The organism is Candidatus Clostridium helianthi, assembly GCF_045310795.1.
Lineage (GTDB): Bacteria > Bacillota > Clostridia > Clostridiales > Clostridiaceae > Clostridium > Clostridium helianthi.
Map to the genome: position 1 here is coordinate 216539 of NZ_JBJIAB010000003.1, position 26146 is coordinate 242684.

At 31.2% G+C, this 26146-nt stretch carries 19 protein-coding genes; all 19 read right to left on the reverse strand.

Features of this window, described 5'->3' with window-relative positions:
• Positions 1 to 235: 235 nt before the first annotated feature.
• On the reverse strand, positions 236 to 1282 hold the full coding sequence (locus tag ACJDTP_RS04010) for an HD-GYP domain-containing protein (protein WP_077840267.1): 1047 nt from the start codon (positions 1280 to 1282) through the stop codon (positions 236 to 238).
• Between the two features lie 258 nt (positions 1283 to 1540).
• On the reverse strand, positions 1541 to 3229 hold the full coding sequence (locus ACJDTP_RS04015) for a sulfate adenylyltransferase subunit 1 (protein ID WP_173712016.1): 1689 nt from the start codon (positions 3227 to 3229) through the stop codon (positions 1541 to 1543).
• 1 nt (position 3230) lies between these two features.
• Positions 3231 to 4130, reverse strand: coding sequence for a sulfate adenylyltransferase subunit CysD (gene cysD / locus ACJDTP_RS04020; RefSeq protein WP_023973163.1), 900 nt, complete (start codon positions 4128 to 4130; stop codon positions 3231 to 3233).
• Between the two features lie 373 nt (positions 4131 to 4503).
• Positions 4504 to 4821, reverse strand: a complete 318-nt coding sequence (locus ACJDTP_RS04025; RefSeq protein WP_065418791.1) for a 4Fe-4S dicluster domain-containing protein — start codon at positions 4819 to 4821, stop codon at positions 4504 to 4506.
• The gene (locus ACJDTP_RS04030; RefSeq protein WP_078114605.1) at positions 4805 to 6511 is read right to left on the reverse strand and encodes an adenylyl-sulfate reductase subunit alpha; all 1707 of its coding nucleotides are present in this window, start codon (positions 6509 to 6511) and stop codon (positions 4805 to 4807) included. The genes ACJDTP_RS04025 and ACJDTP_RS04030 overlap by 17 nt, the downstream gene beginning before the upstream one ends.
• A gap of 136 nt (positions 6512 to 6647) precedes the next feature.
• Positions 6648 to 7712, reverse strand: a complete 1065-nt coding sequence (locus ACJDTP_RS04035) for a sulfate/molybdate ABC transporter ATP-binding protein (protein ID WP_012060347.1) — start codon at positions 7710 to 7712, stop codon at positions 6648 to 6650.
• 5 nt (positions 7713 to 7717) lie between these two features.
• On the reverse strand, positions 7718 to 8533 hold the full coding sequence (gene cysW, locus ACJDTP_RS04040; protein WP_171773054.1) for a sulfate ABC transporter permease subunit CysW: 816 nt from the start codon (positions 8531 to 8533) through the stop codon (positions 7718 to 7720).
• A 27-nt stretch (positions 8534 to 8560) separates the two neighbouring features.
• A complete protein-coding gene (cysT, locus tag ACJDTP_RS04045) occupies positions 8561 to 9385 on the reverse strand; it encodes a sulfate ABC transporter permease subunit CysT (RefSeq protein WP_078114603.1) in 825 nt (274 codons plus the stop codon).
• A 198-nt stretch (positions 9386 to 9583) separates the two neighbouring features.
• Complete coding sequence (locus tag ACJDTP_RS04050) at positions 9584 to 10627, reverse strand: sulfate ABC transporter substrate-binding protein (RefSeq protein ID WP_078114602.1); 1044 nt, start codon at positions 10625 to 10627, stop codon at positions 9584 to 9586.
• A gap of 552 nt (positions 10628 to 11179) precedes the next feature.
• The gene (locus ACJDTP_RS04055; RefSeq protein ID WP_078114601.1) at positions 11180 to 12229 is read right to left on the reverse strand and encodes a sulfate ABC transporter substrate-binding protein; all 1050 of its coding nucleotides are present in this window, start codon (positions 12227 to 12229) and stop codon (positions 11180 to 11182) included.
• 461 nt (positions 12230 to 12690) lie between these two features.
• Positions 12691 to 12855, reverse strand: coding sequence for a FeoB-associated Cys-rich membrane protein (locus tag ACJDTP_RS04060; RefSeq protein WP_077845291.1), 165 nt, complete (start codon positions 12853 to 12855; stop codon positions 12691 to 12693).
• A gap of 63 nt (positions 12856 to 12918) precedes the next feature.
• Positions 12919 to 15069 carry a ferrous iron transport protein B gene (gene feoB, locus ACJDTP_RS04065; RefSeq protein WP_078114600.1) on the reverse strand — a complete coding sequence of 717 codons (2151 nt, stop codon included), beginning with the start codon at positions 15067 to 15069 and terminating at the stop codon, positions 12919 to 12921.
• Between the two features lie 74 nt (positions 15070 to 15143).
• Positions 15144 to 15365, reverse strand: a complete 222-nt coding sequence (locus ACJDTP_RS04070) for a FeoA family protein (RefSeq protein WP_012060354.1) — start codon at positions 15363 to 15365, stop codon at positions 15144 to 15146.
• A 13-nt stretch (positions 15366 to 15378) separates the two neighbouring features.
• A complete protein-coding gene (locus tag ACJDTP_RS04075; protein ID WP_012060355.1) occupies positions 15379 to 15588 on the reverse strand; it encodes a FeoA family protein in 210 nt (69 codons plus the stop codon).
• Positions 15589 to 16397: 809 nt separating this feature from the next.
• A complete protein-coding gene (locus tag ACJDTP_RS04080; protein ID WP_406760569.1) occupies positions 16398 to 17606 on the reverse strand; it encodes an NADP-dependent isocitrate dehydrogenase in 1209 nt (402 codons plus the stop codon).
• Between the two features lie 384 nt (positions 17607 to 17990).
• Positions 17991 to 18281: a hypothetical protein gene (locus ACJDTP_RS04085; protein WP_161223134.1), complete on the reverse strand. Its 291-nt coding sequence runs from the start codon at positions 18279 to 18281 to the stop codon at positions 17991 to 17993.
• A gap of 243 nt (positions 18282 to 18524) precedes the next feature.
• Complete coding sequence (locus ACJDTP_RS04090) at positions 18525 to 19442, reverse strand: CPBP family intramembrane glutamic endopeptidase (RefSeq protein WP_406760570.1); 918 nt, start codon at positions 19440 to 19442, stop codon at positions 18525 to 18527.
• Between the two features lie 518 nt (positions 19443 to 19960).
• Positions 19961 to 21433 carry a glutamate synthase subunit beta gene (locus tag ACJDTP_RS04095; RefSeq protein WP_161223136.1) on the reverse strand — a complete coding sequence of 491 codons (1473 nt, stop codon included), beginning with the start codon at positions 21431 to 21433 and terminating at the stop codon, positions 19961 to 19963.
• A gap of 13 nt (positions 21434 to 21446) precedes the next feature.
• Positions 21447 to 26024: a glutamate synthase large subunit gene (gene gltB / locus ACJDTP_RS04100; protein ID WP_406760571.1), complete on the reverse strand. Its 4578-nt coding sequence runs from the start codon at positions 26022 to 26024 to the stop codon at positions 21447 to 21449.
• Positions 26025 to 26146: the final 122 nt, after the last annotated feature.

The window sequence follows — 26146 nt, forward strand, 5'->3', positions numbered from 1 at the left end:
GATTTTTTTATAATTTTTTAAAATTTATATTATACTCATCCTAAAATTAATAGAATTTTTAACTAGTATATTTCTTATTATATATCTTGCAATTCACAATGCACATTTCACAATTCACAATTACAGCTATAATTCTTGTGATATTTTTAGAATTATGATGAAGAATTATTTTTGCAATATATATGAAACAGTATTTTTTAAGTTTTAAATTTCCACATTCCTATATTACTAAATGTTATACAAATATATCACTTATATCCAAATCTGTTCTTCTTGAAAAATCAATAAGTTCATTATTAATTTTTACAATGGGACTTAATATATCATTGGGCGGTATATACATAATTTCACCCATCCTGCCATCCTCAAGCTTTACCTTCATCCCTATATAATATGGGCTTATATTTTCTAAAAGTGTAAAAATGACTGATGTATCATATAATTTCATCCCTTCAGTCAAAAACATTTGAAATGTTTTAAATGGTGTTACTCCTTTCTTATATACTCTATTTGATGTCATCGCATCAAATGTATCTGCTGCTGCAACAATCTTTGCATTTAATGTAATATCTCTTCCTAGTTTTCCAAACGGATAGCCAGATCCATCGATTCTTTCATGGTGCATGAGTATTGCATCTTTTATACTTCTACTAAAATAATTATAATCATTTATTATATCATATCCCAAAATAGTATGTTTCTTAATTTCATCAAATTCTTCTCTTGTTAGCCTACTTGGCTTGTTCAATATTTCATTGTCTATTTTAATCTTTCCAATATCATGAAGAAGTCCTGATTCAATAATTTCCTTAACTGTGTCTGAAGATAAATTCATCCACTTTGCTATAAGCATTGAATATATTGCTACATTTATACAATGCGTATAAGTATATTCATCTGCTTCCTTTAACGCAGCTAAACACTTAATTATAATGTTAGGTTCATCTAAATACTTTATTATTGATTTAGATATTTTAGAAATACTCTCAGTATTCATGTTATCCGTTGTAATTAATTCATTTATTACCTCTTTAATATTGTATATACTTACATCATAGTCCTCTTTAAATTCTTTAATTTTATCAATATTGCTCTTGCCCAAGCTATTGTTTCCTTCAGAAACATAGATATAAATACTATATTCACCAAGACTAATCAATTTATCTATTATATATGAATTAAGTATTGTATTTTTAGACGCTAATTTTAAACCATTACATATTATATCCTCAGCCAAAATCATACCAGGTTTACAATCAAACAATAATATTTTATGTTTCATAAAATTAATCACCTCTATCCATCTACATTAAACTTTATCATCAAATAATTTCTTTTTCAATAAAACAAATATAAATATAGTATATTTTTCCTTATATTATAACATAATAATACATTATATAATTTGAAATCTAGTAATTGTATTTATTATTAGTAAAGGTGACTAAAAAAGCCTCAAAAACAATTTTCCAATCATTTTCGAGGCTTCTTTAATTTATTTTATATATTCTATATTCAAGAGAACCCGTTTATACATTTTCTATTTAGTACTATGAAAAACTACTTTTCTATAAGTCTCAAATTTAACCCATTTGTTCAAGAAATCTCCTAGAGTTTTCTCATCAGTTTCTTTATATTCACTCAAAAATGTTTCAGCTTCTTCATTAGAATTTACCTCAACTTCAAATCCTCTACCATTAATAACTGGAACTTCTTGATATTTATAATCGTCAATAGATTTAATATTAGTAATCTTCTTATCACGTACTTCGATTGCTACTCCATCGCGAAGAACTAATAAATCAAAAGTCTCTGGATATTCATAACTATCGCCTTTTATTGGAAGTTCATTACCTATAGTATAAGTCTTTTCTTCTGGCTTATATTTGAAGATAGATAAAGTTTCTGTATCATAATAGAATTCTTCAAAAATATCTCCTCTTGCTTTTAATTCATTATGTTCAAAAGCAAATTTTGCATTTTTAGTATCATTATTATGAACATCTTCTATAACACCACAAGCTGATGTCATATTAGTGATACGGTCTATTAAAATAAGTTCTCCTAATGTTTTATGTGCATCAAACTTATCAACAACTATCTTTTCAGATAATAAAATATCACATGCTGCTATTTCATTTTTTGTTAAATAACCAGTTGGTAAATGCTCTCCAGTGTTAACATCAATTTTATATTTTACATCTGTAACAACACCAGTCAACATCTTAGTACCTACTTTTACAAAGTATTCTTTACCAGCTGTTAATTCTGAGTCATCCATCCAAAGAATCTTTGCACTAATTAGCTTACTTGTAGTAATATCAGTTCCTTTTGTAAGTACACAGCCTCTTGATACATCAACTTCTTTATTAAGTTGTATTGTAACAGCTTGACCTTTTCCTGCATTTTGTGATTCCCTATCAGTAATATGAATACTTTTTACTAATGCTTTTTCATTGCTAGGAAGTGTCGTAATTTCATCTCCTACAGAAATGCTTCCAGCTTCAATTTCACCTTGGAATCCTCTGAAAGTATGATTTGGTCTACATACTCTTTGAACAGGCATATAGAAACCTTCTTCAGACTTACTATCAATCTCTACATTTTCTAGATATGGTAAAAGTGCTTCCCCTGCATACCATGGAGTATTTTCTGATTTCTTAGTAACGTTGTCTCCTTCTGTAGCTGACACAGGAATTATATTAACATTTTCTAATAAAAGTTCATTTACTAGCCCCTTAATTTGCTCTTCAATTTCTAGAAATCTTTCTTGACTGTAGCCTACTAAATCAATCTTATTAACTGCAAATACAAAATTCTTTACACCCATTAAGGAACAAATTCTTGCATGTCTTCTTGTTTGAACTAATACCCCTTGCTTTGCATCTATCAATATAATAGCAAGCTCTGCAAAGGATGCACCTACAGCCATGTTTCTAGTATATTCTTCATGCCCTGGAGTATCTGCTACTATAAAACTTCTATTATCAGTTGTAAAATAACGATATGCGACGTCTATTGTAATTCCTTGCTCACGTTCCGCCATTAAGCCATCTAATAATAGAGAATAGTCTATTGCTCCACCTCTGCTTCCAACTTTGCTATCTAATTCTAAAGCTTTTTCTTGGTCTGCATATAAAAGCTTTGAATCATATAAAATATGCCCAATAAGAGTAGATTTTCCGTCATCTACACTACCACATGTTATAAACTTTAATAAGCTCTTCATCTTAGAAATACCCCTCTCTCTTTCTTCTTTCCATACTACCTGCTGCTTCACTATCAATAACTCTAGTTGTTCTTTCAGATGATACGGCACTAAGGGTTTCCTCAATAATCGCATCCAAAGTAACTGCATCTGATTCAAAACCACCTGTTAATGGATAACATCCAAGGGTTCTAAATCTTATTTTTTTATGCTCAACTTTTTCACCTGGTAATAACTTCAATCTATCATCATCTACCATAATAATATTGCCATCACGCTCAATGCATGGTCTTTCTTTTGCAAAATATAAAGGAACTATATCAATATTTTCACGCTTTATATACTGCCAGATATCATTTTCAGTCCAATTTGAAATTGGGAAAACTCTCATACTTTCACCTTTATTTATTTTAGTGTTATAAAGCTTCCACATTTCTGGTCTTTGATTTTTAGGATCCCATGCTTGTGCTTCATTTCTGAAAGAGAAAATTCTTTCCTTTGCACGAGATTTTTCTTCATCACGACGTCCTCCGCCGAATGCTGCTGTAAATCCATATTTACTCAAACCTTGTTTTAAAGCTTGTGTCTTCATGATATCAGTATATGCTGAACCGTGATCAAAAGGATTAATCCCTTGCTTTATGCCTTCTTCATTTGAATGGACAATCATCTCAATTCCTAATTTTTCTGCCGTCTTATCACGAAATTCGATCATTTCTTTAAACTTCCATGTTGTATCTATATGCATGAAAGGAAATGGCGGCTTTTCAGGATAAAATGCTTTCATTGCAAGATGTAACATAACAGAACTGTCTTTACCAATTGAATATAGCATTACTGGCTTTTCACATTCTGCTGCTACTTCTCTAATAATATAAATTGCTTCTGCTTCTAATTTATCAAGATGTGATAATTCGCTCATATATTAGTCCCCCTATTTGCTAATTAAAATTTTAAAATATACTTTTCAATTCACAATTCATAGTTCGCAATGCACAATTGTGGATTAAATTAATTCGTAATTTATTCAAATGTTCTTTATTACGCTTTGCGCTTTTTCTAAGTGAAATGTTTTTATTTGCAGCATAGCTGCTTTTTTCATATAAATGATCTTGATTGCAGCATAGCTGCTTTTTTTATATAATTGATCTTGATTGCAGCATAGCTGCTTTTTTTATATAATTGATCTTGGTTGCAGCATAGCTGCTTTTTTTATATGTGTATATTTTTTCTGAAAAGCCTATAGGCTTTTCCTCCTTAATTGTGCATTGATAATTGTACATTGTGAATTGATTCTAATATTGATTTGAATCCTTACGGTTTATCTTAATTGAATGCTCTGTTCCATCAGTTTCTTCAATCTTCCAATCTGCAATATCATCTTTAAATTTAACTGTAAGTTTGCTTCCTCTTCCACCCATATCTGCTCCTAGATATAATGAAATCGAACCTGTAGGGCATTCTTTTATGCAAGAAGAGCATCCCCAGCAATCTTTAGGATATTTTATATATACTTTCTTGCCATCTTCAGTTGATTTTATAAGACTTCCTGGACACACAGCTAAACATCTTTTGCATCCTATGCATTTATTTTTATTAATTGCTATGCTCATATGTTTCACCTCTTCCCACTAAATCTCTATATAACATTGTAAGTTTGCCATCTACAAGCTTCGAATTAACATATTTTAACCATTCATCGCTTTTCTCTGGATAATCAAGATTTTCTGCAAAGCTGTGCCATCTAGTTTCTTTTCTCGCTTTTAAATGGGCAATTACAGATTTACAAAGAGTAAGTCTCTCTTTTAACTCATATACAAACATCAATTCATGCATATCTTCTGCATAAAGACTTTCACTCAATTTCTCAATTTGCTCAATTTTCTCCATTGCAAGTTCAAGTTGCTTTTCATTGAACTGATAACTACTTCCAATTCCACCTGCATAAGTATCCATTACTTTCTGCATCGCTTCTTCAAGTTGTTCAAAATTGAATATCTGATTTTCAGAGTTTAATACTTTTTCAACTTCTTCTTTCTTTTTCTTTATAAGTAAATCTTCTTCAGCTGTTGATAAAGTAACAACATCTTTATCACTATTATTTATTGCTTCAACTGCTGCCTTTGCTGCAATTTCGCCTTCTACTAGTGCTCCTGTAACATACTTTTGTGGACATCCACCAGCTACATCACCTGCTGCATAAAGACCTTTTATTGTAGTTTCTCTTTTAGTATCAACCCAATATCCACTAGCAGTATGCCCACCTACTATGTATGGTTCTGTTCCTTCAATTTCTACATTCTGCTCACTTGGATTTTTACCTGACTCTATCCATTTTAAAGTTTGGCTAGGAGCCATGTTTAAATATGCTTTCTTTAATTCTTCATCTTGAGCAGAGGTAATTCCTTCTGTTCTTAAATAACAAGGCCCTCTTCCCTCTTGATTTTCCTTTACTGTTCCATAAACTCTTTCTGATGTAGTTAGACCATATTTTGTTTCATAAACTTCTCCTTTTGAATTTACCTGCTTTGCTCCTACACCTTGAGCAATTGTACCTGTTGGAGCAATTGTGTCCTTACATCTCAAAGCAATAAATCTCATTTCAAAAGTAGTCATTTCAGCCCCTGCTTTTATTCCCATTGAATACCCTGCACCAGTGTTGAAAGGAGGATACCACATTTTATGTCTTGAAAAACCTGGATTGTTAGGTTTGTAAAGACCTGCTGCTCCACCAGTTGCGCATATTACTTTTTTTGCTCTAATTTCATATAGAATTTCTTCTTCTACACCAACTGCAAAAGCGCCAAGTATCTGATTATCTTTTACAATATAATCAATAACATTAACTTGATTCATAACAGTAACATCATTTAGTTCCTGCACTGCATCTGCTAAAATAGGTTTAATATTTTCACCATTAATTTTTATATTTCTATTTCCTCTAGCCACATATTCGCCATTTTCATCTTTTAAAATAACAAGCCCTAAATCCTCTAACTTTTTTGTTACCTTATTTAAACCTTGTGACATTGTAAGAAGTAGATCTTCACGCACAATATTATCTGCATCCTTTTTTGCATAATCAACATAGTCTTCAGGAGTTCTTCCTTTTACTATATATGCATTGATTGCATTTACTCCGGCTGCTAAGCATCCGCTTCTCTTAATATTAGCTTTTTCAAGGATAAGTACGGATGCATTAGAATTTTCACGTATGGTTAAGGCCGCATAGCACCCAGCAGTACCTCCTCCAATAATTAATATATCAGTTTCTAATTGTTTTACTTGAACGTTCTTACTCATAGCATATCTCCTTTTTTTAAGGTCAATATTTACTAAATAAACACAGAGATTATTATTCCCTGCATTTTTAAACACTGATTTTTATTTATACAAAGCTCAAATATATTTAATCTTTGTCTTTATTCATGGATGATATTTAAATAAATACAGACATTTCTTCTGTTTTAATCTTATTTTCCACAACATTTGCACTTTTTTCATCAAATGCATAAACTCTATGGATTAAAACGAAAACTTCTTCACCAATTTTTAATTCTTCATCTTCCAAGCTACGGTATCCATAAAATATTTGGTTCCCTACCTGTACATCTATTTCAAGATTATTTCCTCTAAATGCAATACCTTTTACAATTCCTTTTTCTGCTGCAAGAGGAGTCAAAATCTCCTTATCATTTTTAGCAATTTGTATAAACTCAGGACGTACTATCGCCTTTGTTTCTTTAGGGTTTACAACTTCAAATCCTTTTAGCTTAGTATAATCATCTATTAGATTCGATTCACCAATAAATTGTGCTACGAAATGAGTCTTTGGATTCTTATATATCTCAACCGGACTACCTTTCTGCTCAATTTTCCCTCTATTTGTTATTATTATTTCATCTGCTACTTCTACCGCTTCATCTTGGTCATGGGTTACAAAGATGCTTGTTATTCCTAATTTAGATATCGTTTCTCTAAGCCATCTTCTAAGTTCTTTTCTTACCTTAGCATCAATTGCTGCAAAAGGCTCATCTAGTAGTAACAGCTGTGGGTTAGGTGCAAGTGCTCTAGCAAAAGCTACACGTTGTCTTTGTCCACCAGACAATTGACCTGGATACCTTTTTTCAAGGCCCTTAAGGCCAATAAGTTCTATAAGTTCCATAACCCTCTCATGTATATAATCTTTTTTAGCTTTTTGTACCACAAGACCAAACGCTACATTATCATAAACTGTCATATGACGAAATAGAGCATAACTTTGAAATACAAAGCCAATTCCTCTTTTTCCTGGTTCTATGTCATTGACTTTTACTCCATTAATAATGATATCTCCTTCATCTGGAGTTTCAAGACCTGCTATCATTCTAAGTATAGTAGTCTTGCCACTTCCACTTGGACCTAAGAGACCAATTAATTTTCCCTGCTCTATCCTAAAACTAACATTGTCAGATGCCTTATAATCTCCGAATCTTTTATTAATATTCTTTAGTTCCACATACATACATACTAGACCCCCTTCTTAGTTTTCCATTCCACAATATTACGTAATATTAAGACCATAATCGCAATAATTACCAATATAGAAGCGACTGCAAAAGCTGCTGAAAATTGATATTCGTTATATAAGATTTCAATGTGTAATGGTAAAGTATTGGTCTTTCCTCTAATATGACCAGATACTACTGATACTGCCCCAAATTCTCCCATTGCTCTTGCTGCACAAAGTATTACTCCATATATAAGACCCCATTTAATATTTGGAAGAGTTATTTTTCTAAATATATTAAATCCGTTAGCTCCCATCATTGCTGCTGCTTCTTCTTCATCAGTTCCCTGAGCATTCATTAAAGGTATTATTTCTCTTGCTACAAACGGAAACGTTACAAATATTGTTGCTAATATTATTCCTGGCACAGCAAAGACTATTTTTATATTATTTTGAATTAAAATATTCTCTAGAAAGCTCCCTTTTCCAAAAGATAATACAAATATTAGTCCTGCAATAACAGGCGAAATTGCAAATGGCAGATCAATTAAAGTTCCTAGCAAGTTCTTCCCTCTAAATTTAAATTTTGTTATAGCCCAAGCAACACATATACCAAAGATGGTATTCATGATTGTTGCTATTAACGTAGCAATTAATGTAAGATTCATAGCTTTAAGAGTATATCCATCTGAAATTGCTTTAATATATGCACCAAATCCTTTAGCCAATGCTTCGGAAATTATAGATATCAATGGAATAATAAGCATTAGTATAAGAAAAAATATACTTATACCTATCAAACCGTATTTCAAGAATTTATTTTCGCTTCTATTCATAGATGTTTTTTTCACTCACTACTCACCTCATATCTGCTTTAATTTACTATTGTATAGTTGAATACCGTTTATAACGAATAGTATTAAGAATGAAGCGCCTAACATAACCAAAGCTATAGCAGTAGCGCCACTATAATCGTATTGTTCCAATCTTGACATAATCAAAAGAGGTGCAATTTCTGTTTTCATTGGAAGATTTCCTGCAATAAAAACTACGCTTCCATACTCACCAACCCCTCTTGCAAAGGCCAAACCAAACCCAGTTAATAGTGGCGCTGATATTTCTGGAAATATTACTTTACAAAAAGTTCTTATTCTACTAGCTCCAAGCATTGCAGCAGCTTCTTCATATTGACCATCTAAATCTTCAAGAACCGGCTGAATTGTTCTTACAACAAATGGAATTCCTATAAATGTTAAGGCTATAACAATTCCTAAAATAGAAAATGATGATTTTATTCCAAATGAATAAAGTATTTTTCCTATCCAACCATTCTCAGAATATAAAGTAGTAAGTGAGATACCTGCAACAGCTGTTGGCAGTGCAAATGGTAAATCAATTATTCCGTCTATAAATCTTTTAAATGGAAAATCATATCTAACTAAAACCCACGCTAAGATAACTCCAAATATGCTATTTATTATCGCTGCTACGAATGCAGCACCAAAACTTACCAAATATCCGTGCAATGTTCTAGCATTTAATACTGTACTAAGAAATTTATCTAATCCCATTCCCCCTGACTTTATGACTAAAGCTGATAAAGGAATTAAAACTATAAGGCTTAGGTAAACAAGAGAAAAACCCATTGTCAATCTAAATCCAGGAATAACTCTTTTTGTCTTGCTCATATTCATCCCCCACTCTAACAAAATAATTACATATTTAAAAACTTCTCTGATACCTAGCCACTTTTATCTTCCTCTTATTTAAGTTGGATATAAAACTGGCAATCTCCCAGATTTGATTCTCCTTAATTGTATAAGTTCAACTAAAATTCTTTTTGACATCCCCCACTGAATCAATTTTAACTTTATACTCTAATATTCTCAGTTTTTAGGAATATAAATTTGGTCAAATGTTCCCCCATCTGAAAAATGAGTCTCTTGAGCTTTTTTCCATCCTCCAAATAAGGAATCATCTATTGTTACAAGATCCAATTTAGGAAATGTATCTTTATATTCCTCAGCAACGTCTTTATCCCTCGGTCTGTAATAGTTTTGAGCTACTAGTTCTTGTCCTTCTTTAGTATATAAGTAGTTCAAGTATCCTTCAGCGACCTCTTTAGTACCTCTTTTATCAGCGACTTCATCTACTACTGCAACTGATGGCTCTGTTAAAATACTTAAAGATGGAGTAACTATTTCATAATTATCTTTTCCAAGCTGTTGTAGTGATAACATAGCTTCATTCTCCCAAGCTATAAGAACATCACCTAATCCTCTTCTAACAAAACTAGTAGTTGCTCCTCTTGATCCTGAATCTAATACAACTACATTCGAATATAACTTGGACATAAACTCTTTTATAGAATTTTCGTCACCATTATATTTTTTTGATGCATACGCCCAGGCCGCTAAGTAATTCCATCTAGCTCCACCTGAAGTTTTTGGGTTTGGTGTCACAATCGAAACACCGTCTTTTGTTAAGTCATCCCAATCTTTTATATTCTTTGGATTTCCTTTTCTAACAAGAAAAACAATAGTTGACGTATATGGTGCACTATTTTCTTTAAATCTGCTTTGCCAATCACTATCCAAAAGGCCAGTTTTGCTTATAGCATCAATATCATATCCCAATGCTAAAGTCACAATATCAGCATCTAATCCTCCCATAACTGCCTGTGCTTGTGAACCAGATCCTCCATGAGATTGATCTATTGTTACATCTTGTCCAGTTTTTTCTTTCCAGTACTTTGTGAAACTTTCATTAAACTTAGTGTATAATTCTCTTGTAGGATCATATGATACATTCAAGAGCTCCACTGGTTTCTTGCTATTATCGCCACTAGTTCCTTGCTTTCCACATCCAACAAAAGCCCCAGTAATTAACGTAATAGAAAGCATCAAACATAAAATCCCAGTTTTTTTCACAATATTCTCCCCAATCTTTTTTCATAAATATTTATTGCTCATATGTAAAAAAATCAATATTCATATATGTTTAGTAGGGTTTTGATTAAATAACACCCTAGCAAATACCAAGTTTTAGCATACGTTGCAAACCACAATGCACATTTCACAATTCACAATTACGGCTAAAATTCTTGCAGTATTTTTAGAATTATGATGAATAATTATTTTTGCAAACTATGTCATAAAAACTTTATATCAATTACTATATAAAATAATGTTTTATGTGATAATTGACTACTTAACTAATTATGCATAATATCTTTTTATTTCCTACTAATTTTATAAACTTTATATGAAATATACTATAAGGGAATTTTATGCTTTTGTCAATAAAATCAGCTCAAAAATATTAATTTTTAACAAAAACCAAACTTACTAAATAAATATGTTAATTTTTATTTAGTAAGTTTTTGAAATTATTATTTTATTAAATCTTGCTTATATTCGAAAATCATTATAATCAATACTTATGATTTGGAAATAGTATTGGATTGACCTACTAATGGAATCCTATTTTTTAGGAATATAAATTTGATCAAATGTTCCTCCATCTGCGAAATGAGTTTCCTGAGCTTTTGCCCATCCTCCAAACTCGCTATCTATTGTAACTAAATTAACTTCTGGAAATGTGCTTTTATACTTTTCAGCAACTTCTTTATCTCTAGGTCTATAATAATTTTCTGCTGCTATTTCTTGTCCTTCTTTAGTATATAAATAATCCAAATACCCCTCCGCAACTTCTCTCGTTCCTTTTTTATCAACAACTTTATCAACTACAGCAACAGGAGGTTCTGCCAGGATACTTAATGATGGCACCACTATTTCATACTGATCTTTTCCAAGTTGATTAAGTGATAAAAGTGCTTCATTTTCCCATGCTATAAGTACATCACCTAATCCTCTCTCAACAAAACTTGTTGTTGCTCCCCTAGCTCCTGAATCCAATACTTCTACATTTGAATATAACTTTGACATAAAATCTTTTATAGCCTTTTCATCACCATTATACTTTTTCGATGCATAGGCCCAAGCTGCCAAGTAATTCCATCTAGCTCCCCCTGATGTTTTTGGATTTGGTGTTACTATCGAAACTCCATCCCTCGTTAAATCATCCCAGTCTTTTATATTCTTAGGATTTCCTTTCCTAACAAGAAAAACTATAGTCGATGTATATGGCGAACTATTTTCTTTAAATTTACTTTGCCAATCACTATTTACAAGCCCAGCTTGGCTTATAGCATCTATATCATAACCCAATGCTAAGGTTACAATATCAGCTTCCAATCCACCAATTACTGATTGTGCCTGTGCACCAGAGCCTCCATGAGATTGATTTATTGTTACATCTTGTCCAGTTTTATCCTTCCAATATTTTATAAAACTATCATTAAATTTTGTATATAATTCTCTTGTTGGATCATATGATACATTCAAAAGCTCTACAGGTTTTTTACTGTCCGAATTTTCACTATTATTAGTTTCTTGCTTTCCACAACCTATAAAAGCCCCCATTATTAAAGCTATAGAAAGCGTAACACTTAATATTCTCCTCTTTTTCATAATATTTGCCCCTTTCAATTTTATTATTTGTCATATATGTTTAGTAGGTTTTTAATTGTAATCACCTATCTAAATCTCAATTAAAGAATTTATAACAACATCAATAATTCGTATTATTTTATTGGTTATACTGATATTTGTTTTTAATCCCTATTATTTCAATAGGATTTATATGATTTATACTATAGTTTATATTATCCACTTTGTCAATACATTTATTCAAGAAAATTCCATTACCAAAATACACAGTCACTCCAGTTTCCCCTCCACAAATATAAACTTCAAGAAAAGAACAAAATCATAGGCGACTTTGGAATCTGGAAAATAAAAAAAAGTAGTTGCCTTAAACAACTACTTGATATATATGTTATGACATTAAAATCCAGTATGCTAGTAATATATTTGCTTATTTAATATTAAAATATAAGATTCTAAGCACAACATATTTAATTATTAACATTTTATTTTTGCTTTACCTTTATTCCGTGGCATGCATTAGCTGATGAACAACCGGAGCATCCACATCCGCAACCACTTTCTCCATTTTTAGCCTTTTTTATTTGCTTTCCTATCACAAATGCCATAAATCCAAATATTATACCAGCTAATATAATTGTTGCCACCATAATTATCACTCCTCAAATCTTAATCTAAGTAAACTATTATGCTCAAATCTAATTTCATAAACATTATTTTGTATAACTTAAATTAGCATTAATTACTTTTTCTTTTGATTCTTTTCTTCCTGTTGCTATAACTATAAATACTACAGCTACTGCAATTATAATTGAAACCACAGCTCCCAATAAACTTCCGACTCCTAATATATAATTACCAACTTGGTTAATAACAAGTGCAACGATATATGCAGTTGCTGTCTGGAATCCTATAGTAATGAATGTCCACTTCCAATTTCCCATTTCACGTCTTATTGTACCAATTGCCGCGAAACAAGGAGCACAAAGTAAATTGAATGCCATAAATGCAAATCCGCTTGCTGCTGTAAACATTGCACCAACGTTGCTGATTAATGTTGGATCAGTTTCAGATGCATCTGTTATTCCATATAAAACTCCAAATGTTCCAACAAGATTTTCCTTTGCAACAAGTCCTGTAACTGTTGAAACTGCTGATTGCCAATTTCCAAAGCCAAGTGGTGCAAATATAGGTGCAATAATATTTCCTAGACTTGCTAATATACTATTATCTGCGTCTACCATCTCGAATGACCAATTAAATGATTGTAAGAACCATACTGCTGCACAAGAAACTAAAATTATTGTTCCAGCTTTTGCTATAAATGCTTTTACCCTGTCCCACATATGAATAACTACACTTTTTGCGCTTGGTATATGATATTGTGGTAATTCCATAACGAATGGTGAAGGATCCCCAGAAAATAATTTTGTTTTCTTTAATATAATTCCACAAACAACAATCATTATTATTCCCAAGAAATATGCTGATGGAGCTACCCAAGCTGAATCATTAAAGAATGCTGATGCAATTAAAGCTATAATTGGTAACTTTGCACTACAAGGAATAAATGTAGTTAACATAATTGTCATTTTTCTATCTCTCTCATTTTCCATTGTACGTGTTGCCATAATACCAGGCACACCACAACCAGAGCTAATAAGCATTGGTATAAATGACTTACCTGAAAGACCAAACTTACGGAAAATTCTATCCATAATAAATGCTACACGAGCCATATATCCACAGTCTTCAAGTACAGATAAGAATAAGAATAATAGTATAATCTGTGGTACAAAACCAATTACTGAACCTACTCCACTAATTATTCCGTTAATAATTAACCCTTGTAACCAATCGGCTACATTTGCACTTGCCATCCAGTCTGAAGCACTTCCTTGAATTATCTCTCCAAATAATGTGTCATTAATCCAATCAGTTCCTATTGTTCCTATTGTTATTGCAATATAATATACTGCATACATAACAACCACAAAAATTGGCAATGCTAAGAAACGATTTGTAACAATTTTATCAATTTTGTCTGACGTTGTTTCTTTTCCATTGCTACTCTTTTTAATAGCACTTGAAACTACATCCCCTATAAATGCATATCTATCCGCAGTAACAATACTTTCACTATCATCATCAAGTTCATTTTCATATTTCTGTATTACTGCTTCTATATCACTTAATATGTTTTCTGGAAGTTTCAAATTATCTATTATGTTTTTATCACGCTCAAATAATTTTATAGAAAGCCAATTAATATTTACATCTTTACCTTGTATATTACCTTGGACAATTTTTTCTATCTCATCAAAAGCATCCCTAGCTTCTTTTGAAAATGGCACTTGAAAATTTGGCTTTTTCTTTGAATTAGCTATTTCTATAGCCTTTTCTGCTGCTGCTTTAACACCATTTCCTTTAAGTGCAGAGGTTTCAACTACTGGACACCCTAGAGTTTTTGATAATTTATTAATATCTATTTTATCTCCATTTTTCTCTACAATATCCATCATGTTAAGTGCTATAACAGTAGGAATTCCCAATTCCAAAATCTGAGTTGTTAAATATAAATTTCTTTCAATATTAGATGCATCCACAATATTAATTACCGCATCTGGTCTATCATTTATCATAAAATTACGTGTTACAACTTCTTCAAGGGTATATGGTGATAGAGAATAAACTCCTGGTAAATCGACAATTTCAACTTCCTTATGTCCTTTTAACTTACCACCTTTTTTTTCAACAGTTACCCCCGGCCAGTTACCAACGTATTGTGATGAACCTGTAAGTTCATTAAACATAGTTGTCTTTCCACAATTAGGGTTACCTGCAAGCCCTATTTTAATTGACATTTCTATTCCTCCTCATCACTATATATACCTTTCTTTATTAATTTGAACTATGGTATATATTTTTTTGTATTAAATTACTCTACAAGTATCATTTCTGCATCAGCTTTACGAAGTGATAATTCATATCCACGAACTGTTACCTCTATTGGATCTCCAAGTGGTGCCACTTTACGAACATACACTTCGCATCCTCTTGTTATTCCCATATCCATAATACGTCTACGAACAGGTCCTAAACCATCGACCTTCTTAACCTTAACAGTTTGTCCACATTTAATCTCCTTTAATGTGTTCATTATAAAAATCCTCCTAAACTATAATTCTGCTTGCCATTCTTTTATCTAATGCAACTCTGCTATCCTTAACATTTATTATTAGATTTCCTCCAAGTTCAGAAATAATTTTAACCGTTTCACCTGTAACAAACCCTAAACTGTTTAAAAATCTTTTTGTTTCATCATTTCCTGTAATCTTTTTAATATTCATTTCATTTCCCTTATTAGCTAATATTAATGGCATAACATTTCCCCCTTAATTAGATTCACTAATTTTTTCATAAATTATTTATGTATAATTCCTTACATTTTATCGTCAATTAAAGTCACAATCAATTGATAATGATTTTAATTAACTTCTCTATAAATAATAATATCACTTTTTACTCGTATTGAAAATGATTTTCAATAACTTTTTTCAAAAATTATACTTTCATCAATTGGTAACGTTTTATCATTGACGTTTTGCTTTTTTTGTTAATTTTTCTTGACTATTTTAACAATTTTATAATTATTCATATATTATTTGATTCTATGAACTTAATATAGCTTGAATGATTTTTCCATAAAAAATGAGAATTTTTATTGCAGATATCTATATTTTTACTAGCTAAATATATAGAATCTAGTCTTACTTGAAAACTTTATTAAGTAGAATTCTTAAACACATATCCTGTATTTCAATAATATTGCAAAAATAATTTTTCATAATGATTCTAAGAATATTGCATGAATTTTAGCCGTAATTCTGAATTGTGAAATGTGCATTGTGAATTGCAACATATATATGCATAATGTTATTAACTAAGTTTTCTATATGATTTTATATGCACTTATTCAAAATTTATATAAAAAATAGGCTATATAAAATAGAAAAACATTCTATTTCGTACAGCCTATTTTTATATACAAAATCTATATTGCAGTTAAGTTTCTACATTCCGAACATAACTAAACAATTGGTTTGCTATAGTTTTAAATGTAAATTTATTATTACAATATATATAACACTATTTTTACTTATTCCTAAATATTAAATCACGTGAGGGAAAATTAAAGTATTTCCTCCAAAGTTTTTCTTATAGCCTTAATAAAGTCAAATGTATTTAGTGTTTGAATATTATTATGCTCAGCAAGTAACGCTAAATCTTTAGTCATTATTCCATCTTCAATTGTTTTAATCGAAGCCTTTTCCAATTTGTCTGCAAAATTGACTAAAGCCTCATTATTGTCTAATTCTCCTCTTTTCTTTAAGGCTCCAGACCACGCAAATATTGTTGCGATAGAATTTGTTGACGTTTCTTCACCTTGTAAGTGTTTGTAATAATGCCTTTGAACAGTTCCATGCGCCGCTTCATATTCATAGTTTCCTTCTGGCGATACAAGTACAGATGTCATCATTGCAAGTGAACCAAATGCCGTAGCAACCATATCACTCATTACGTCTCCATCGTAGTTTTTACAAGCCCAGATAATTCCCCCTTCTGATTTAACAACTCTAGCAACAACATCATCAATTAACGTATAGAAATATTCAATGCCCGCCTCATCAAACTTAGCTTTATATTCTTCATCAAAGATATCTTGGAAAATATCCTTAAATGTATGATCGTATTTCTTTGAAATTGTATCCTTAGTTGCAAACCATAAATCTTGTTTAGTATCTAGTGCAAAATTAAAACAAGCTCTTGCAAAACTTTCAATAGACTTATTAAGGTTATGCATACCAAGAACTACTCCATCACCTGCAAAGTTATGTACTAACTCTCTTTTTTCTTCGCCAGTCTCAGAGGTAAATACAAGTTCACATTTACCTTTACCTTCTATTTTCATTTCAACATCCCTATATACATCCCCATAAGCATGTCTCGCTATCGTAATAGGCTTTTTCCATGTCCTAACATATGGCTTAACTGGTTCTACTATAATTGGTGCTCTAAATACTGTTCCATCTAATATTGCTCTTATAGTTCCATTAGGACTTTTCCACATTTCTTTTAAATTATACTCTTTAACTCTTGCTGCATTTGGTGTAATAGTTGCACATTTCACCCCAACTTTATACTTTTTGATAGCTTCTGCAGCATCTACAGTAACTTGATCGTTAGTTTCATTTCTATACTCTAATCCAAGATCATAGTATTCTGTATTTAATTCGATAAAAGGATTTAATAATTCCTCTTTTATTGCGCCCCAAATAATTCTTGTCATTTCATCTCCGTCCATTTCAACTAACGGAGTTGACATTTTTATCTTTTCCATATTTATTGCCTCCTATATTGCTTATATTTATTTTAAAAATCTTTAGAAACCTAACTTTCTTTTTTCTTTTATATATCTTAATTTCTATAAATAATTATACAATATTAACGTCCTATTTTCAAACAATTAGCATTATTATATACGTTTTAATAATAAATTTACATTTGAACTTCTAGTAAGTCGAGTGATTAATTAAGGCAAAATATCAAAATTCAATTTTAATATATATTTTTTAATAATATATATCATAATAGACTATTAGGTCAATCTGCTGGCATAGGATGACGGAAAACATTCTGACGGATTGACTTGTTATTTTTTAATAGTTCCTTATACATGCAAAAAAAGCTCAGTTACCAAAAACTGAGCTTTAATATAAAAATATTATTTTTCTTTTTTGTCTACATCTTCATATTCAACATCAATGATTTCTCCAGTTGTATAGTCATCTACAGGAGTGCTGTAGACTTCCTTATCTCTATCATTATTATAATAGTTATTTAAATTCTTCTTTCTCTTTTTTTCTCTAAAAAATCCCACTATCTTCATAACAATATATATTATTACTCCTGCTATCAGAAGCCATGGAAGAATATGTAGAATTAATGATCCTACTAAAAATATTATACAAATTGTTCCTATAATATACATATATCTTTTAAATTCTCTGTTCATTACACTCAACCTCTATATTACTTAGTTTCTCATTTAGTTAAAAGCATATCTTAAGTATACCTTATGAATATAAAATTTACAACGTACATAACAAAATCGCAGTCGACTTTGGTTAAGTTCCGTATTGTGCTTCGCACTCTTTTCATTCTTTTAAGTTCCGTATTGTGCTTCGCACTCTTTTCATATTTTAAGTTCCGTATTGTGCTTCGCACTCTTTTCATATGTGTAGATTTTTTACGCATTTTATGCTCTATAAGGTATGAATTTATATGTTATCAAAATTGTTACTATGAGCAATGCTGTAACCACTATTCCTCCTTCTGGTCCAAAGCTTCCCCCATTAATTATATTTGAATTAATAGTTCTTATGGTGTATATAGAATCTGTAACATTTCCACTTACCAAGAATCCAAAAATGTCCCCTTGAAAATAATTCCAAGTTATATGATACCCTATGCACATCCATATATTTTTAGTCTTTATGAATAAATATCCCATAAAAATCCCAAATAAAAACAAATTAATATATGCAAGTAAGCTGATTCCATGATTTAAAGAATGCATCAGCGAGAATATTACTGCTGATCCTAAAATAGGTATCCATGATATTTTAGTTTGTTTCAAAACAGTCATACAATACCCTCTAGCAAAAAGTTCTTCATTAATCCCAACAAAGATAAAAACAATAAGCTGCAAAAACAATGCTCTTGAAAAGTTTGGACTATTTAAACTATTCACTAGTTCAACTGATTTAGTACATAACAATATAATTGCAACTATAGTAAATGATATTGCGCCAAATAATAAGCCATAAAATAAATCTTTCCATCCTATTTTTATATTAATTAATCCAATATCTTTAACTTTTTTTCTATCTAGAACCTTCCAAAATAAAACTACAAAGAATATCATTAGTATACATTGTATCAAATTTAAAAATGCGCCTGGAAAAGAAGACATACTTAAAAGTTGTTCCGTAATATATCTTATTCCCTCGTCTTGCTTTGACAGTAATTCTGGATTACTCATAAAGACAAATGCACTATATATATTACTGAAAACAACTGACATTATAGTTGTAGATACAAAGAAACATACGAAAACAAGTATTATCTTCCAGCCAGATCTTACTTGCCTACGATCATTACTAAAAATTTTCATTAACATCCTCCAATCAATTTCTCTTTACAAGTTTTATTCTCTTTTAAAACATATATTTCTAAATCAAACCTTTTTCATAATTTATCCCCTCAATGAGCATAACGTCCGTAGATTTAGCTTCAATATAAATTCCTAGAGAATAAAAAATAGTCACCTCTATATTATATATATCTACTTAATATAAATTCATAAAGATATTCTTAATTATTAATTAAAATATCTATTTTGTGCGAATCTATACTAAGTGTGGCGTTACTTTCCTAATATATATGTTTCAATGCACAATGCACAATTCACAATTACGACTAAAACTCTTGCAATATTTTTATAACTACGATGAAAGATTATTTTTGCAATGTATATACTATTCATAAACATGTTGGTTATAAAAATATTCTTCTTAGAATTTAATTGCTTGCTTATTGTTATCTACTATTTCTAAATTAAAAATCTAATTTTCCCTAAAAAATAAGAGTGATACTTCTAAATACTTAGAATATCACTCCCATTTCAATATGCTATTTTCTTAAGAATTCATTAACAGATATTCCTGCTCTTATTCCTTCATTTATAGCTGTAACAACTAATGATTGTCCACGTCTAGCATCACCTGTTGAAAATACTTTGTGTACATTAGTTTTAAAATCTTTTTCATTTGCTTTTATGTTACTTCTCACATCTGATTCAACACCAAAAGCTTCTTTAATGTAATTTTGTGAACCTGTGAAGCCCATTGCAAGCAATACAAGTTCGGCTTGATAAGTTTTTTCTGATCCTTCAACTGGCACTGGACCAAATCTTCCATTTTCGTCTTTCTTCCATTCAACTTTTACAGTATCAACACTTTCAAGATTTCCATCTTTATCTGCATTAAGACCAGTAACTGTAGTTAAATATTCTCTTGGATCCTTACCATAAAGGTCTATAAATTCTTCTTGGCCATAATCAACCTTAAGAACTTTAGGCCACTCTGGCCATGGATTATTAGCTCCTCTTTCTTTAAGAGGTTCACCCATTATTTCAAATTGAACTAATGATTTACATCCATGTCTAAGTGAAGTTCCAACACAGTCTGTTCCCGTATCTCCACCACCAATTACAATTACATTTTTATCTTTTGCTGAAATATAATTATTATCATCATGATTTGAGTCTAGAAGACTTTTTGTATTAGCTTTTAAGAAATCTACTGCAAAATGTACGCCTTTAACTTTATCTCTACCTTTTGCCACAAGATCCCTAGGCTCAGATGCACCAGTTGCAAGTACTACTGCATCATATTCATCTAATATTTCATTTGCATCACAATTTTCACCAATATTGGCATTAGTTACAAATCTAATACCTTCCTCAGCCATAAGATTTATTCTTCTTAATATAACTTCCTTATCAAGCTTCATATTTGGAATACCATACATTAATAATCCACCTGGTCTGTCACTTCTTTCAAAAACAGTAACTTTATGACCACATTTATTTAATGTATCTGCTGCTGCAAGTCCTGCTGGACCTGATCCTATTACAGCAACTTTCTTTCCAGTTCTCTTAGCTGGAGGATTAGCTTTAACTATTCCATTTTTAAAAGCAGTATCAATTATAGCTCTTTCATTTTCTTTTATAGTAACTGAAGGCCCATTTAATCCTGCTGTACATCCAGCTTCACATGGAGCTGGACATACTCTTCCTGTAAATTCTGGGAATGGATTAGTCTTATTTAATCTTTCATAAGCTAGATCCCATTTTCCTCTATACACTAAGTCATTCCATTCAGGAATTAGGTTATGAAGTGGACAACCAGATACCATACCTGAGAATAATACTCCTGATTGGCAGAATGGAACACCACAGTCCATACACCTTGCACCTTGAATACTTTGCTTTTCTGCTGGAAGACTTAAATGAAATTCTTTATAGTCTTTTATTCTTTCTTTAGGTTCTCTATTTTTACCTACTTCTCTATCATACTCTAAAAATCCCGTTGGTTTACCCATTTTTCTAACCCTCCTAATTTCCTTTAATTTCTTGGAAAGTTTTAATTAATGCTTCATCCTCATCACATCCAAGATTCTTATGCTTTTCAACAGTTTCCAATACTCTCTTATAATCCTTTGGAATTATTTTGTGGAATTTAGATTTTTCTGTCTCAAAGTTGTATAATATTTTATTTCCTTTAGGAGAGCCTGTAACTTTCACATGTTCTTCAATTAAGTTCTTTAATTCTTCTTCATCTTCTAAGCTTAACTCTTCTAATAGAATCATTTCTTCATTTAAGTTTATTCTAAAGTTTGGATCCTCTTCATAAATGTAAGCAATTCCGCCACTCATACCAGCAGCAAAGTTAATTCCTGTTTTACCTAAAACAACAACCTTACCACCTGTCATATACTCTAATCCGTGAGCTCCAACTCCTTCAACAACAGCAGTCGCTCCTGAATTTCTAACGCAGAATCTTTCACCTGCAATACCATTTATAAATACTTTTCCTGAAGTTGCACCGTATAAAGCAACATTTCCAATCAAAATATTATCTTCTGCTACAAATGTTGATTTCTTTGGAGGATATACTATAATCTTACCACCTGATAATCCCTTACCTAAGTAGTCATTAGCATCTCCTTCAACCTCAAATGTTAATCCACTTGGAATGAATGAACCAAAACTTTGCCCTGCAGCTCCATTACACTTAATAGTAATAGTATCTTCTGGCAATCCATCAGAACCATTTACTCTTGTTATTTCAGATCCAAGAATAGTTCCAAGTGTTCTATCAGTATTAGTTATATCAATTTCAAAGTTTACTTTTTCTTTCTTTTCTATAGCGTCTTTAAATTGGCTTATGAATACTTTTTGATCTAGTACTCTTTCTAATTTAAAGTCGTATTTCTTAGTTTCATCAAACTTAACAACTTTTCCTTTATACTTATCTGGAGTGTAAAGTATTGAGCTTAAATCAACATTCTTAGCTTTCCAGCCATGAATATTTTCTCTCTGCTTAAGTTTATCTACTCTACCAACCATTTCATCAATATTTCTAAATCCAAGACTTGCCATAATTTCTCTTAGTTCTTGAGCTATAAAGTACATAAAGTTAACTACATATTCTGGCTTTCCTTTAAATCTCTTTCTAAGCTCTTCATTTTGAGTTGCAACTCCAACTGGACAAGTATCTAGATTACAAACTCTCATCATAACACAACCTAAAGTTACTAATGGTGCAGTTGCAAATCCAAATTCTTCTGCTCCAAGAAGTGCAGCTATAGCAACATCACGTCCACTCATAAGTTTACCATCTACTTCTACTCTAACTCTTTCTCTTAAATCGTTAAGAAGTAATGTTTGGTGAGCTTCAGCTAGTCCAAGTTCCCAAGGAAGTCCGGCATTTTTGATTGAGTTTTTAGGTGATGCACCTGTTCCTCCATCATACCCTGAAATTAATATTACTTCTGCTCCACCTTTAGCAACACCAGCTGCAACAGTTCCAACTCCACATTCTGAAACTAACTTAACAGATACTCTAGCTCCAGTATTTGAATTCTTTAAGTCATATATTAATTGGGCTAAATCTTCTATTGAGTAAATATCATGATGAGGTGGTGGTGATATAAGACCAACCCCTGTAGTTGAATGTCTAGTTTTAGCAATCCATGGGTAAACCTTCGTTCCAGGTAATTGACCACCTTCACCAGGTTTTGCTCCTTGTGCTAATTTTATTTGAAGTTCATCTGCATTTACTAAGTACTCTGATGTTACTCCAAATCTACCAGATGCAATTTGCTTTATTGAAGATCTTCTCGAATCCCCATTTGCATCTTTAGTCCATCTATCCTTATCTTCTCCACCTTCACCAGTGTTAGACTTACCGCCAATTCTGTTCATAGCAATAGCAAGTGCTTCATGAGCTTCTTTAGAAATTGATCCATAAGACATTGCTCCTGTCTTAAATCTCTTAACAATTTCTGAAACTGGCTCAACTTCTTCAAGTGGAATTGCCTTAGAATTATAGTTAAATTCTAATAATCCTCTTAAAGTAATTTCAGCTTTTTCATCATCAATTAAAGAAGTATATTCTTTAAATAATTCATAATTAGATGTTTTAGTAGCTTCTTGAAGTTTGTGAATAGTTAGTGGATTATATAAATGCTCTTCTGCACTATCTTCTCCTGATCTAAGTTTTTCATATCCTGGAGAATCTAGTGAAAAGTCTGCTGCATAAGTTTTTTCTTTAAATCCATTTTTGTGGTTTATCTCTGCTTCTTTTTGAATTTCAGCGAGTCCAATTCCCTCGATTCTGCTTATAGTATTAGTAAAGTATTTATCAATAACTTCTTTTCCAATTCCTATAGCTTCAAAAATTTGTGCTCCTTGATAAGATTGTATTGTTGAAATACCCATTTTTGAAAGTATTTTAATTATACCTTTAAGCACTGCTTTATTATAGTTGTAAACAGCTTTATCATATTCTAAATCAAGTAATCCTTCTTCAATTAATCCTCTTAAGCTTTCATAAGCCATATATGGATTTATAGCAGAAGCACCAAATCCAAGCAATGTAGCAAAATGGTGAATCTCTCTAGGCTCTCCACTTTCAAGTATTAGAGCAACTGAAGTTCTTGTTCCTTTTTTAACCAAATATTGATGAAGTGCTGATACTGCAAGTAATGATGGAATAGGAACTTTTGCCTCACTTATATTTCTATCAGATAATATAAATATAGTATATCCCTTTTCATAAGCATCTTGAGCTTTTTCAAACGTTTCATTTAATGCGTCCTCTAAAGAGCCACCTTTATCAAATACAATATCAATTACTTTTGATTTTAAGTTTCCTTTATTATAAGCCTTTATTTTAGCTAATTCTTCATCATTAATTATTGGTGAATCAAGTTTAATCAACTCACAATTTGATGCTTTATCTTCTAATATATTACCTTCTGGTCCAAGATAAACATTAGAAGCTGTAACTATTTCTTCTCTAATAGCATCAATAGGAGGATTAGTTACTTGTGCAAATAACTGCTTGAAATAATTAAATAACGGTTGAGAATTCTTTGATAATACTGCTAAAGGAACATCTACACCCATAGCCGCTAATGGTTCAGCTCCAGTTTCAGCCATTGGAAGCATTGTTGTTTTTACTTCCTCATAAGTATATCCAAAAGCTTTTTCTAATTTCTTTCTAGTTTCTTTATCATATTCAATCTTGAACTTCTTACTTTCATTCATTTTATCTAAAGTAACTAGATTTTCTTTTAACCATTCTCCATAAGGATATTGATTAGCATAAGCATTCTTTAATTCTTCGTCATCTATAACTTCTTTCTTAACTGTATCTACAAGTAACATTCTACCTGGCATTAATCTATCTTTCTTTTCAACAATTTCAGCTGGTATATCTAATGCACCAACTTCTGAAGAAAGAATAAGTCTTCTATCTTTAGTTATATAATATCTTGATGGTCTTAAACCATTTCTATCTAAAACTGCACCAACTTTTTCGCCATCTGTAAATACGATAGCTGCTGGACCATCCCATGGTTCCATTAGTGTAGCATTATATTCATAAAAAGCTTTCATTTCTTTACTCATAGTTTTACTCTTATACCATGGTTCTGGAATTGCCATCATAATAGCTCTAGTTAAATCCATTCCATTCATATATAAGAATTCTAAATTGTTATCAAATATCGCAGAGTCTGATCCTTCTTTATTTATGATAGGTAACACTCTGTTTAAATCTTTTCCAAGTGCTCTAGATTTAACATTTGTTTCCCTAGAATAAACCTTATTAACATTTCCACGAAGTGTATTAATTTCACCATTGTGAATCATAAATCTATTAGGATGAGCTCTTTCCCAACTTGGGAATGTATTAGTACTATATCTTGAATGTACTAATGCCAAAGATGTTTCAACTCTTTCATCTTCTAAATCTTTATAAAATTCTCTAAGCTGTGTAGATAGTAACATCCCTTTATATACTATTGTCTTTGATGAAAAAGACGCTATGTAGAAAGTTTCATTTAGGAATTTACTTATCCATCCTGCTCTTTTTTCTATATTTCTTCTAACAATATATAAATTTCTTTCGAAATCTTTTCCTGGTTTTATTCCATTTGGTCTTCTTACAAAAGCTTGCATTATTGCGGGCATTGCTTCTAGCGATGCTTTACCAAGTATTGAAGGGTTTGTTTGAACTTCTCTCCACCCAATTAGTTCAAGTCCTTCTTCCTTTGATATATCTTCAAAAAGGCTCATAGCTTCTTTTCTTGCCTTTTCTTCTTGTGGTAAAAATACCATAGCAACAGCGTAATCCCCTTCGTTCCCGAGAGTCATACCTTTTGATTTCAATTCTTCCTGAAAGAACTTATGTGGTATATTAAATAATATTCCTGCTCCATCTCCTGTATGTTCATCAGCGCCTGTACCACCTCTGTGCTCTAGCTTTTCTAGGATAGTTAAACAATCTGATAATATTTCATGAGATTTCTCACCATCAATGTTTACTATAGTCCCAATTCCACAAGCATCATGTTCAAAACATGGATTATATAACCCCTGTGCATTCGGATTATTTCTTTCCATTAAAATTCCCCCTTGAGATAATAATATATTCATTTGTACCTTCTTAAATATTTATCTATCAGGCACCTATTTATCCTTAAAATAATCATATTGCATTTATGTGTAGCAAACAACGAGTAAAT